Raw genomic sequence first — 12,170 nt, forward strand, 5'->3', positions numbered from 1 at the left:
GGGCCCATTCCGGGAAGTGTCTCCAGCTGCGCCTGGCTTGCCGTATTGATGTCAATCTTCTCTGCAGCCATGGCCGCTCCACCGAACATCAAGACGAACACCAGAAATGCCACCCGAATCCACGAATACATACAGGACCTCCTTGAAAAACAGATGTTTTTTCTCCACAAAAGGGATTCCGATCTTCTTTCCAGAAAAGATCCTGTTGTTGTCAAGGGGCCATAATGACACATGGTGCCGGACGACAATATGCGCCACGATGTGGACACGCGTCTGTTACCGGACAATGATATTGATACCCCTGGATTGAACAATACCAAGGTCACCCTCTTGAAGACCCAAGGTGGCGTGTTCTTGAACGCGAAGGATGCACGGCGCGTTTTTGCGGGCCTACAGGCAGTGACCGAAGCGGCCGCGGTGCGGAAGGCGGCTGCAGATCTCGGTTGGAGCTCCCGAAACGCCCCGAGTGCAACATCGCTATGGCGTTGGTGGATGGTGGGGGGCTTGCCCCCGGTGTCACGGGAAAATCCTCGGAAAAATCGTTGGCCGCAGGGGCAAAAGAATGGAGTCTCCTCCCCTACGGTAGAGTCTTCGTGCACAGGCATCCCGGAACCCACTGAGAGGCACATCCCCACCGGGGGACCTCCCCCGGGCTTTGGGAGAGGCCGCCATTGGGGGAAGTGATATTGGGCCCCCAAGCACCCCCCAAAGGGGGCATGTTCACTGTCTGTGTGCACGTCCTGCAAATTTTGCTGCAAATTTTCCTTGACACCCGCGGTCTCTCCCCATAGAGAGGCTCCCGCTTCGGGCGATTAACTCAGTGGTTAGAGTGCCATCTTCACACGGTGGAAGTCATAGGTTCAAATCCTATATCGCCCACCACCGCCTCCAAGCCCTTCCTCTGGAAGGGCTTTTTTACACCCAGAAAAGCCCCCAACCCCTCGCTGTGGACGATACCGCCCCCATGCTCTCCCCCTCCGCCTCCGACTACTGCCTGCTCGACAGCGGCCACGGCCGTAAGCTGGAGCGCTTCGGCCCGGTGATCCTCGATCGCCCCTGCGGCCAGGCGGTCTGGCGGCCCCAACACCCCGAAAGATGGAAAAAGGCCACCGCCAGCTTCGATCGCCAAGGGGGCCTGCGCTGGCACGGCCGCGAACGCCTCCCGGAGGATTGGGTCATCGAAGCCGCCGGGGTGCGCATGCGCCTTGCCGCCACCGATTTCGGGCACCTGGGGATCTTTCCCGAGACCATCCCGCTGTGGCGGTGGCTCTTGGAAAATCTTGCCCCCGGCATGCAGTTTCTCAATCTCTTTGCCTATTCCGGCGGAGCGAGCCTGGCTGCGGCCAAGGCGGGAGCGGCGGTCTGTCACTTGGACGCCTCCCGCGGCATGGTGGGGTGGGCGCGGGAAAACGCCGTCCTCAACGACCTGGCCGAAGCGCCCATCCGTTGGATCGTGGACGACGCCCAGGCGTTCCTGCGTCGGGAGATCCGCCGGGGCCGACGCTACGACGCGGTCCTGCTGGATCCGCCCTCCTTCGGCCGCGGCCGGCGCGGCGAGCTCTACAAGATCGAACGCGACGTGCAGCGCACTTTGGAGCTGGTGGCCCAGGTGCTCTCGCCTTCGGCCCGGTTCGTGGTGCTCACCTCCCACACCCCGGGCTTCACCCCCCAGGTGCTCCAAAACCTCATGACGCAAAGTTTTCCCACGGACCGCACCGAAGGCGATGAAATGCGCATCGAGGCGCCCGACACCCTGCCCCTTCCGTGCGGCAGCTGGGCCCGGGCCTGGCTTGCCACGCCCTAAACGACAAGCTTCCAGACCACGGCAGTGGCAGCACACCCAAAGGACGCCGCCACCACCAACCGCTCCAGTTCCTCGAGCCGCTCCACGGTCCACGGCACCCCTGCCGGGCCGAGGCGCGGCTTGCGCTTGACCTGCCCTGCATAACGGTCCTCCCCGCCCATGCCAGCCCCGATGGCGGCAGCCGCCGCGGCCATGGGCCAGCCCGCGTTGGGGCTCTCCAGGGCGCGGGCCTGCCGGGCGACACTCCACAAAGAAATCCTGCGGCCCCAGATCCAGGCGACTCCCGCCATGGCCCAGGCCGTCAACCGGGCAGGGAGATAGGCGGCAAGATCGTCCATCCGCGCCGCGCACTTGCCCAAACGCTCAAAACGCGGGGTACGGTAGCCCCACATGGAATCCAGGGTGGAGACGGCCTTGTAGGCCCAAAGCCCAGGCACACCGCCGACAGTCAGCCAAAAAAGCGGAGCCACGAAGCCATCGGTGGTGTTTTCCGCCAGGGTTTCCGCAAGCCCCCGGGCCACGCCAGCTTCGTCCAAATGCGCCGTCTCCCGGCTCACCAAAAAGGCCAAAAGACGGCGCGCCGTGTCCACATCGCCGCAAGCCAGCGCCCGGCGCACCCGCCGCGCCTCCCGCACCAGGCTCCCCAAGGCGAGGCCCGCAAAACCCAAATAGAGGGCGAACGCCTTGCCCACCCACGGCAGGGAGATCAACGCGTGCGCCCCGAGCGCCGCCCCGGCCGCCACGACAACCGTGACCAGGGCCCCGCGCGCAAGGGGCGACCTCTGGGCCCAAGGCTCCAGCCGCGCCGCCAGGGCGCCCACGGCGCGCACGGGATGCGGCCAGGCCGGAGGATCCCCGACGATCCAATCCAGGGCCACACAGACAGCGAGCAGCAGTGCCTCGCTCATGCCACCGAATCCAAGACCCCCACCTGGCGCAAGCCCTCGTACAAGAGCACCGAGGCCGCGTTGGCCACGTTGATGCTGCGCACCTTGCCCCAAATGGGGATACGCACCACGGGGCGGCCCTGGATGATCTGTTCCGGCAGCCCCCGGGTCTCGGGCCCGAGGACGATGCCGTCGTCAGGCTGAAAGGCGAATCGGTGGTACGGGGTGCCGCCGCGGGCGCTGGAACACACCAAACGGCCACCGTCCCAGCCCGCAAGAAAAGCGTCCCACGACGGCCACACCCGCAGCGGCACGTGCGGCCAGTAGTCGAGCCCGGCACGGCGAAGATACCGGTCTTCGAGACTAAAGCCCAGCGGCTCCACCAGGTTGAGGACCGTTTGCGTGGCGGCGCACAGGCGGGCGATGGTGCCGGTATTGGGGGGGATTTCCGGCTCGAAGAGAACAATTTGCATGGCGCATCCTCTTGCACTAGGGAGACGAACGCGGGGGGCACCTTGGTCGTGCCCCGCATATCCGTCAAGCACAAGGAGCAGGCATGCATCTTCTCGTCACGGGCGGCTGCGGCTTCATCGGCACCAACTTCATCCTCCACCTTCTGGAGACCGATCCCGCAGTCCGCATCACCAATATCGACAAGCTCACCTATGCCGGCAACCGCGGCAACCTTGCCCACCTGGAAGGAGACGGCTCGCGCTACGCCTTCGTCCATGGCGACATCGCCGACGCGGCCTTGGTGGAGCGGCTCCTTGCCGAGCGCGCCATCGATGCGGTGGTGCACTTTGCCGCGGAATCCCATGTGGACCGCTCCATTACCGACAGCGCCCCGTTCATCCATACCAACGTGGTCGGGACGCATACCCTGCTCGAGGCGGCACGCAAGGCGGGGGTGCAGCGCTTCGTGCACGTCTCCACCGACGAGGTGTACGGTTCCTTGGGGCCCCAGGATCCGGCCTTCACGGAAGAGACGCCGCTGGCGCCCAACTCGCCCTATTCGGCATCCAAGGCGGCATCGGACATGCTCGCCCGGGCCTATTTCCACACCTACGGCCTGCCGGTGATCATCACCCGCTGCTCCAACAACTACGGTCCCTACCAGTTCCCCGAAAAGCTCATCCCCCTCACCTACCTGCGGGCGACCCGAGGCGAGCCGGTACCCGTGTACGGCGACGGCAGTAATGTCCGGGACTGGATCTACGTCCTCGACCATTGCCGGGGGGTGGAGGCCGCCTTGCGCCGGGGAGAGCCCGGCACGGTGTACAACTTCGGCGGCGACGCCGAGCGCACCAACCTGGAGACCGTACACACCATCCTCGACGCCGTGGGCGCCCCCCGCAGCCTGGTGCGCTTCGTCACGGACCGCCCCGGCCACGACCGGCGCTACGCCATGAACAGCTCCCGAGCCAAAAAGGAGCTGGGCTGGCGGCCGGAGACGGATTTCACCACCGGCATCACCCAGACCATCCGCTGGTACCAGGCGCACACCGCCTGGCTCGACGACGTGCAAAGCGGCGCCTACCGCCAATTCATGGAAAAATGGTATGCCAAGGAGCGCGGAGTATGAACACGGCAATGGTCTTCGGCGGCCGCACCGGCCTGTTGGGGCAAGCCCTGTGCGCGGCCCTCACCCAGGCCGGGTGGCAGGTCGTGCCCATCGGACGCACGGATGTGGACCTGTGGGACGTCGACGCCCTGCGCGCCCTCGTTGCGCAAGTACAGCCGCAGGTGGTGTTCAACGCCATCGCCTACACCGCCGTGGACCGAGCCGAAGACGAGCCCCAAGAAGCCTGGCGGGTCAACGCCCTGTTCCCGCGCCTCTTGGGCCAGGCCGCGGGCGCGGCGCACCTGGTGCACTACAGCACGGACTACGTCTTCGACGGCCGCGCCACCCGGCCGTACACCCCCACCGACCCCGTCAACCCCCAATGCGTCTACGGCCGCACGAAGCTGGAAGGCGAGACGGAACTCACCCGCCTGGGACTTGCGCGCCTGACCATCGTGCGTACGGCCTGGCTCTTCGGCCCAGGACGCATGAATTTCGTCGCCCGCATCCTGGAACTCGCCCGCAGCCGTCCGGAACTCACCATTGTCCATGATCAGGTGGGCAGTCCCACCTTCACCCCGGATCTCGCCGCAGCGAGCCTGGCCCTGGTGCAGGCTGGGGCCACAGGGACCTTCCACGCGGTCAACGCCGGACAAGCCTCGTGGTGTGAACTCGCCGCGGAAGCCGTGCATGTTGCCGGCATTGCGTGTCCGGTGCGGCCCATCACCTCGGCGGAGTATCCCCAAAAGGCCGCCCGGCCCGCCTACTCGGTCCTCGACACGGCGAACCTCACGGCGGCCACGGGCATGACTCCCCGCTCCTGGGCCCTGGCGCTTCGCGAATACATCCGCGCCCTGCGTTGACTTGTCCGCCGAACGATTTATCCCCAAAAGACATTACGTTGAAGGAGAATCTCCCATGGAAGAACGCATGGAAGAACAGCACACCCCAGAAACCACACCGCAAGCGCCCGAAAAGGAGGCCCCCAGCGTGGAAGAACGCCTGGAAGCGGCGCTGCAGGAAATCGAGGCGCTACGCACCGACAACCTGCGCATCCTTGCCGATAGCGAGAATTTCAAAAAACGCCTCACTCGGGAAAAAGAAGAACAGTGCAAGTTCGCTGTGGCCGGGTTGGTGGAAGAACTCCTCGTGGTCCTGGACAACCTGGAGCTGGCCCTTTCCCATTGCAGCGGCAACGAGGCGTGCAAGGACCTCTTCACCGGCGTGGACATGACCCGCAACGCCATGCTGGAAGTGCTGCGCCGCCACGGACTCACCCCCATCGAGGTCCAGGAAGGCGCGGACTTCGATCCCGCCCTGCATGAAGCCTTGGGGCACGAAGCCCGGGCAGACCTCAAGCCCGGCACCGTGGCCCGCGTGCTCCAAAACGGCTATCTCCTCAAGGAACGGCTCCTGCGACCCGCCAAAGTCATGGTGACCAGCACCCCGGAGCAGGCATGAGCACCCAGACCGTGGCCATCCTCGGCGCCAGTCCCAAGCCGGAGCGCTATTCCCACAAGGCCCTCAAAGCCCTCATGGAGCACGGGCACGACGTCATCCCCGTGCACCCCGCCCGGGCGGACATCGACGGCATCCCCACAGCCCGCAGCCTTGGCGAAATCCCCCGGCCCGTGGACACCCTCACCGTGTACGTGAGCCCCAAGCACAGCCTGCCACTTGCCGAAGCCATCATCCGGCTGCGGCCGGGCCGGGTCATCCTCAATCCCGGCACCGAGTCCCCGGAGCTGGAAGCACGCCTCAGCGAGGCCGGCATCGCCTGGCAGCACGCCTGCACCCTCGTACTCCTCTCCACAGGGCAATTCTAAAAAAGCCCCCCTGAAAAACGACTGCGGCCGCCCCAAGGCGGCCGCAGTCGTTGGATGCGGGGAAGCATTTATTCGTGCGTATGATCGTCATGGGCCGGCACGCCATCATGGGTGTGCTCGTGCTCATGATCATGCGGATGACTGTGCACCACGTCCCCGTGCCGATGTTCATGCTCATGCTGGACGACCTTGGTCACCGTCGCCGCTCCTGTCCCACGTCCACAACCACAACCTTTACACATAGTCGGAGCCTCCTGAAAAAAGGTCTCTGCCATATACGACATGTTCCTTCTCTAACCGCTCCCTGCCAAAAGACAAGCCCAGTTTCCTCAAGCCGCGGCGATCGTTCTCCCACCTTGGGTTTGACACTTCCGCCGCCACGCTCTAGCTCCCCCAGGCCATGGCACCAATCCCTGCATGGATCCACCACTACACGCCCCGGGCCGCCAGCCGCACCCGCATCATGACTGCGGCCTGTTTTTGGTCTGCGGTGGGAATTTTTCTTATCAGCAAAGGCGGGCTGCTGCTGCGCCCGCAACCCTGGCCCGCCATCGCAGGCACGGCCGTCGCCGGACTGGGCTTGGGGCTTGCCAAAAGCCGCCTGGTCTTCGACCGCACCGCCCGCGCCGTGGTAGCGCATATTCGCCGCAAGCCGGAACCCGCCTGCCTGGGCGGCCTGTTTTCCATACGCAATTGGGGGCTCATCGTGGCCATGATGGTCCTGGGACGAGTGCTTGGCGCCTCCCCGCTACCGCTGGAGGTCCGCGCCGGCGTCTTCCTGGTGGTGGGCTGCGGGCTACTCACCTCCAGCCGCATCATGTGGCGGGCATGGCGCGCCACACCGGCCACGAACCTTGGGGACCTGCGACGCTAGCGGTCATCCCCAGGGCGCGCAGATGCGCATCCAACCGCTCCCATGCAAACCCCACGTGCGCCACGGCGTGGGCGTCATCGCCGTAGGCCAGGGCGATGCCCATGTCCCGTGCGGCTTCCAGCACCGGGGTGCACGGATAGATCTCTGCCGCCCCCTTGCGCCAGGCCGCCACATTGGCATCGAGTACCAGCCCCAAGTCGCGCACGGCCTCCAAATTCCGCCGCACCCGCGCCCAGACTTCAGGACGAACAAGAGTCTCCTCCCCGTGGGGATCAAAGATGCGGATGATGTCGAAATGCCCGACCACCTCGGGACGAACGCTCTTGAGCAGCGTAAGCTGGGCATCGAAGTAGGCCAGGTAGAGGTCCACCAACCCGCCGGCCGCGGCCTGGGCCTGGGCGTAACTTTCCGGGGAAGCATCGAAACACACCCCAGCGACGTGGTGCACCGAGCCCACCACCATGTCCAAGGCGTAGAGATGCCGCAACTGGGCAATCCACGGTCCCGCGTGCTCGTACCACTCGGTCTCCATGCCCACGAGGATCTCCATCCTGCCGGCATACTCGGCCCGCAATTGCCGCGCCTTCTGAACGTAGGCGGCAAACCGCCCTGCCATCCACGCCGCGTCCCGGCCCAAGGCCACCTCGTCGGCATACCGCCAACGGTTGGAAAGCGGCGGCATATGTTCGGTCAACGCCACCAAGGAAAACCCCTGCCGGGCATAGGCGGCCGCCAGATCGTCCAGGCTGTCTTGGGCGTGATCACAAAAATCCCGGCTGTGGCCGCCATGAAGGCATGCACGCATGAGCTACTCCTTGTCTGCGTCAATTTTTTGGGGGCTCGTGCCCATCTCCACGCGGTTGCGGCCACGATGCTTGGCCCGATAGAGGAGCTGGTCGGCGCAGGCCAGATGCCGCTCCAGACTCTGGCCCGGCAGGCTGCATACGCCGACACTCACGGTCACCGGCACGGAACCGCCGGAGACCACCACCGGTGTTGCTGCCAACTCCGCCCGGAAGGCCTCCACGCGGGCAGCCACGTCCGCCACGCCGACAAACAGCACGGCAAACTCCTCGCCGCCGAGACGGGCGGGCAAGGCCTGCTCCCCAAAATGGCGCTGCAGCATAGCGCCAAGATGACGCAACACCGTGTCCCCGGCCTCATGGCCATACTGGTCGTTGACGCGTTTGAAGTGATCGAGATCCAGCATGGCCACGTATACCGGCTCCTGCCGCTCCTGGGCCTCTGCCAATGCCTGCGCACCGTGCTCAAAGAAAAAGCGCCGGTTGGCCAGACCCGTGAGCATGTCCTTTTCGGAGAGGTCGCGGATGGTGCGGATGTATTCGAGAAGGTCCAAGTTCTGGGTGATGCGGCAATAGAGCTCTTCGGCGGAAAACGGCTTGTGGAGAAAATCGTTGGCCCCACTTTTGAGGAAGCGTGCGGAAAGGTCCTTTTGTTCGTGTCCGGAGATCCCAATGATGGCGAGCTCTTCCTTGGGAAAGAGCCTCCGGGCCGCCTGGACCAGACGCACGCCATTCATCTGCGGCATTTCGTAGTCCGTGATCACCAGCCGCACGTTGGGGTGCTCGGCCAAAAGGCGCAGCCCCTCGCTGCCGTCTGTCGCCTCCAGCACGGTAAAGCAGTGCACCGCAAGCATCTCCGCCAGCATGTGCCGCACGGTCGCCGAGTCGTCGACCACGAGCACCGCGATCTCCCGGTTACGCAAGATACGCCGCACCAAGCGCACCGCGTACTCCAAGCTCTCCGCTCCTTCTTTGACGATATAGTCCACGATGTGCTGAGCCCACAAACGCGAGCGCGTCTGCTCCGAGCAGTCCCCGGCAAAAACGATGGTCGGGATATGGTGCGCCAAGGCGAGATCCACCACTTCTCCGCCCGGAGCATCGGGGAGATTGAGATCGAGCAGGGCCACGTCGAACCGATGCTCTGCCATGGCGGTCCGGGCCGCACGCAGGTTCGCGGCCGCCACCACCTCGGCGTCCACCTCCTCAGCGAGTCGCCGTCTGACCACCTGAAGAAACATGGGGCTGTCATCCACCACCAAAACCGAGGCCCTTTGCATGCCGCCACTCCATCTTCGGGTTGCCGGGAAAAACCTCTGCCAGTATTGACCTGGACGTATCCTCTAACCCAAGGAGCGCACAGCAGCAATGCATATCGTCCTCATGGCGCATGGGCATTTCGCCCACACCCCGCTCGAAGAAGCAGCCCTGGCCCGGGCAGACCGCATCATCGCCGCAGACGGCGGCGCCCGGCACGTACTCATGGCCGGACGCATCCCACATTTGGTGGTGGGAGACATGGACTCCATTGCCACCGAGACCATGGAAGCGCTGCGCGCCCAAAGCGTGCCCATGCACATCCATCCCCGTCACAAAGATGAGACCGATCTGGAACTTGCCCTCCGCGCCGCGGACTCGGCAACGGAGATCACCATCCTCGGGGCCCTGGGTGGACGCCGGGATCACGAATGGGCCAACATGCTGCTGCTCGCCCAGGCCCCGTGCCCGGCCCGCATCCTCCACCAGGCGTGCAGCATCTTCCTCGTGGACAATCGCCGCCCCCAGCTCACCCTCCAGACCATGCCCGGAGATACCGTAAGTCTCGTTCCTCTGACGGACGCCCACGGCGTGACCCTCACGGGGCTGGCCTATCCCCTCTCTCAGGCCACGCTCCCCCTGGGAAGCCCCCGAGGGGTGAGCAACGTGGCCCGAGGGACCTGCGCCACCATCTCCTTGACGAGCGGCCGCATACTCGTCATGCACCTCTCCCGCACCTCTTCTCGGTGAGGTTGTCATGCCCCAACGCCATTGGTTGAGCTTTTTTTGGGAGTCCTTCGTCGGCACGATTCTCGGTCTGGGGATCGCCTTTTGGCTGGGATACCAGGCCGGCGGTCTGCCGGAGGCCGTGGCCTATCTCGTGACCACGACGCTGCTGGCCTGCCTGGAAACCTCGGTGTCTTTGGACAACGCCGTGGTCAACGCCGCGGTATTGCGGGTCATGCGGCCGGTGTGGCGGGTAGTGTTCCTCACTGCAGGCATCGCCGTGGCCGTATTCGGCATGCGCATCCTCTTTCCCATCCTCATCACCTCGGTGGTGGGGCACGTGCCCCTGGTCGACGCTTGGACCATCGCCACTACCCAGCCCGAGCGCTATCAGGCCCTCATGGAGGAAAGCCACGTGCGCGTCATGGGATTTGGCGGCATGTTCCTCCTCATGGTGGCCCTCACCTACTTTCTCAATGAAAACAAAAAGACCCACTGGATCGCCTGGGTGGAACAACTGCTCGCGCGCGCCGGCAGCGTAGAGAACGCCGCCGCGTCCCTGGCCATCGGCCTGGTCCTAGCCGTAACCTTGGTCCTGCCCGCGAACGACAAATACCCCTTTCTCGTGAGCGCCCTGGCGGGGTTTGCCGTGCACGCCCTCATCGACATACTCAAGCACCTGGTGGGCGGCAGCGACATCCTCGAGGCTGCGGCCAAAAACGGCCTCATCGGCTTCGTGTACCTGGAGATTCTGGATAGCAGCTTTTCTTTTGACGGCGTGGTGGCGGCCTTTGCCATCACCAACAAGTTCTGGCTCATCGCCCTGGGGCTGGGCATCGGCGCCCTCTTCGTACGCTCCATGACCGTCTATCTCGTGGACCGGGGGACGCTGGAAGAATTTGTGTATCTGGAGCCTGCGGCCTTCTGGGCCATCGTCTTTTTGGTGGTGGTGATGTTTGCCTCCGCCGCAGGCCATCATCTGCCCGGAGGCGAAGTGTCCACTGCCCTGGCCAGCCTGGCCATTCTCGCTGCCGGTGCCATTTCCAGCATCAAGGCCACGCGCCGGCCATGAACGCTCGGCTGCTGCAGCTTGCCATCTTCGCCCAGGTCTCGGCCTGCTTCACGTCCATCTATCTGGTGCAGCCCGTGCTCCCCATCCTGCAGGCAGAGTTCGGCGTTTCCCTCACCCAGGCATCCCAAAGCGTCTCCATGGTCATCCTGGGAGTGGCGCTGTCCACTCTGGTCTTCGGCCGCCTGGCCGACTCCCTGCCCATCAGGCCGCTCATCACCTTGGGGTGCGTCTTCGTCGCCGGGTCCGGTCTTGCCTGCGCTGCGGTGCATTCCATGCCGCTCTTTCTCGCCCTGCGCTTTCTCCAAGGGCTGTTCATCCCGGCGCTCACCACCTGCCTTGCCGCCTATCTCGCCCGGACGCTTCCGGTGGAGCGCCTCAATACCGTCATGGGCGCCTACGTGGCCGCCACGGTGGCCGGAGGCTTGGGCGGCCGTCTTCTGGGCGGCTGGATCCATCCGCCCCTGCATTGGCGCTATGCCTTCGTAACGTCCGCACTGCTCGTCTTCGTGACCACCGCCGCGGCCCTCATGGTTTTGCCGCCGGAAAAACGCACGAAGGCCCACACGGCTTCCGGGCCCGGATACCGTGAGCTTGCGACCTCCTCCCGGCTGCTGCCGCTCTTTCTCGTAGGCTTCGGCTCCCTTTTCATCTACGGCGCCACCTTCAACTATCTCCCCTACTACCTGGCGGCCCCGCCGTTTTCCGCATCCACCAACACCATCACCACCGTCTATTTCACGTACCTCATCGGCGTGGTGGTGGCCCCGGCCTCCGGGCGCATCAGTAACCGCCGCGGCAATGGCTTCACCATGCTCGTTGGCCTCGGGCTCATGGGCCTTGGCCTTGGCATCTCCCGCGCCCCATGGATGGCGGCAGTGGTTTTGGGACTCAGCTTGCTGTGCGCCGGCTTTTTCGCCGTGCACACCGCGGCGGTAGGGGCCATGAACCGCAGCCTCACCGAAAGCCGCGGCCGGGCCAATTCCTTGTACATCCTCTGGTATTACCTGGGAGGAAGCTGCGGCATCACCGTCATGGGCTGGGCGTGGCAGCACGCGGCCTGGGACGGTGTGCTGGCCGTGGGCTTTGCCATGCTCCTCGCCCTCGCGGCAGTGGCGCTCTGGGAAAAACGCCTGGAGCGGACAGGACACCTGTAACCGTCCCGACACCTTCCCGTCGCCAAGTCACCACCTGTCCGCGGCATCCTCGGCGCACCCAACGCCAAGGAGGCTTGCGTGCGCCACGTGTCTTTTCCTGTCCGTCTCACCCTCTTGGTCGGCCGGAACACCCCACTTCCCGCAACACGCCGCATAAATTTATTCATTTTTGTAAAAAAATATCCGTCTCCAGCATCGCTCCTGAC

Annotated in this window: 13 protein-coding genes and 1 tRNA gene; 10 read left to right on the top strand and 4 right to left on the bottom strand. The window is 64.7% G+C overall.

Annotated features, from left to right (window positions below):
* Positions 1-806 precede the first annotated feature (806 nt).
* Both BR00_RS00620 and BR00_RS00625 read left to right on the top strand, forming a co-directional pair.
* Positions 807-882, top strand: a tRNA-Val gene (locus tag BR00_RS00620).
* An 82-nt stretch (positions 883-964) separates the two neighbouring features.
* Entirely contained in the window at positions 965-1,804 is an 840-nt protein-coding gene (locus BR00_RS00625; RefSeq protein WP_496475693.1) for a class I SAM-dependent methyltransferase, read from the top strand.
* Here the strand turns inward: BR00_RS00625 and cbiB are convergent.
* Together cbiB and BR00_RS00635 are read right to left on the bottom strand one after the other, a co-directional pair.
* On the bottom strand, positions 1,801-2,712 hold the full coding sequence (gene cbiB / locus BR00_RS00630) for an adenosylcobinamide-phosphate synthase CbiB (RefSeq protein WP_496475694.1): 912 nt from the start codon (positions 2,710-2,712) through the stop codon (positions 1,801-1,803). The two genes, BR00_RS00625 and cbiB, sit on opposite strands and share 4 nt — an antisense overlap.
* Positions 2,709-3,164, bottom strand: a complete 456-nt coding sequence (locus BR00_RS00635) for a tRNA (cytidine(34)-2'-O)-methyltransferase (RefSeq protein ID WP_496475695.1) — start codon at positions 3,162-3,164, stop codon at positions 2,709-2,711. Before BR00_RS00635 ends, cbiB begins: the two co-directional genes overlap by 4 nt.
* An 83-nt stretch (positions 3,165-3,247) precedes the next feature.
* Here BR00_RS00635 and rfbB point away from each other — a divergent pair, with 83 nt between their 5' ends.
* The 5 genes from rfbB (at position 3,248) to BR00_RS00660 (ending at position 6,952) form a co-directional block, all read left to right on the top strand.
* Positions 3,248-4,273, top strand: coding sequence for a dTDP-glucose 4,6-dehydratase (gene rfbB, locus BR00_RS00640; protein ID WP_496475696.1), 1,026 nt, complete (start codon positions 3,248-3,250; stop codon positions 4,271-4,273).
* A complete protein-coding gene (rfbD, locus tag BR00_RS00645; protein ID WP_496475697.1) occupies positions 4,270-5,115 on the top strand; it encodes a dTDP-4-dehydrorhamnose reductase in 846 nt (281 codons plus the stop codon). Before rfbB ends, rfbD begins: the two co-directional genes overlap by 4 nt.
* A 55-nt stretch (positions 5,116-5,170) precedes the next feature.
* Positions 5,171-5,713 (top strand): nucleotide exchange factor GrpE, encoded by a 543-nt coding sequence (locus tag BR00_RS00650; protein WP_496475698.1) that lies wholly within the window; start codon positions 5,171-5,173, stop codon positions 5,711-5,713.
* Complete coding sequence (locus BR00_RS00655) at positions 5,710-6,078, top strand: CoA-binding protein (protein ID WP_496475699.1); 369 nt, start codon at positions 5,710-5,712, stop codon at positions 6,076-6,078. The genes BR00_RS00650 and BR00_RS00655 overlap by 4 nt, the downstream gene beginning before the upstream one ends.
* A gap of 400 nt (positions 6,079-6,478) precedes the next feature.
* On the top strand, positions 6,479-6,952 hold the full coding sequence (locus BR00_RS00660; protein WP_496475700.1) for a hypothetical protein: 474 nt from the start codon (positions 6,479-6,481) through the stop codon (positions 6,950-6,952).
* On the opposite strand, the gene BR00_RS00665 is transcribed toward BR00_RS00660, so the two are convergent.
* Both BR00_RS00665 and BR00_RS00670 read right to left on the bottom strand, forming a co-directional pair.
* Positions 6,894-7,757 (bottom strand): histidinol-phosphatase, encoded by an 864-nt coding sequence (locus tag BR00_RS00665; RefSeq protein WP_496475701.1) that lies wholly within the window; start codon positions 7,755-7,757, stop codon positions 6,894-6,896. The two genes, BR00_RS00660 and BR00_RS00665, sit on opposite strands and share 59 nt — an antisense overlap.
* A gap of 3 nt (positions 7,758-7,760) precedes the next feature.
* Positions 7,761-9,035, bottom strand: coding sequence for a diguanylate cyclase (locus BR00_RS00670; RefSeq protein WP_496475702.1), 1,275 nt, complete (start codon positions 9,033-9,035; stop codon positions 7,761-7,763).
* Between the two features lie 88 nt (positions 9,036-9,123).
* On the opposite strand from BR00_RS00670, the gene BR00_RS00675 reads away from it, so the two are divergent.
* From BR00_RS00675 to BR00_RS00685, 3 genes are read left to right on the top strand one after another with little or no spacing between them, the layout of a single operon-like run.
* Positions 9,124-9,762: a thiamine diphosphokinase gene (locus BR00_RS00675; protein ID WP_496475703.1), complete on the top strand. Its 639-nt coding sequence runs from the start codon at positions 9,124-9,126 to the stop codon at positions 9,760-9,762.
* Between the two features lie 7 nt (positions 9,763-9,769).
* A complete protein-coding gene (locus BR00_RS00680; protein ID WP_496475704.1) occupies positions 9,770-10,810 on the top strand; it encodes a DUF475 domain-containing protein in 1,041 nt (346 codons plus the stop codon).
* The gene (locus BR00_RS00685) at positions 10,807-11,964 is read left to right on the top strand and encodes an MFS transporter (RefSeq protein ID WP_496475705.1); all 1,158 of its coding nucleotides are present in this window, start codon (positions 10,807-10,809) and stop codon (positions 11,962-11,964) included. Before BR00_RS00680 ends, BR00_RS00685 begins: the two co-directional genes overlap by 4 nt.
* The last annotated feature ends 206 nt before the right edge of the window (positions 11,965-12,170 follow it).

This window comes from Thermodesulfomicrobium thermophilum DSM 16697, assembly GCF_059568695.1.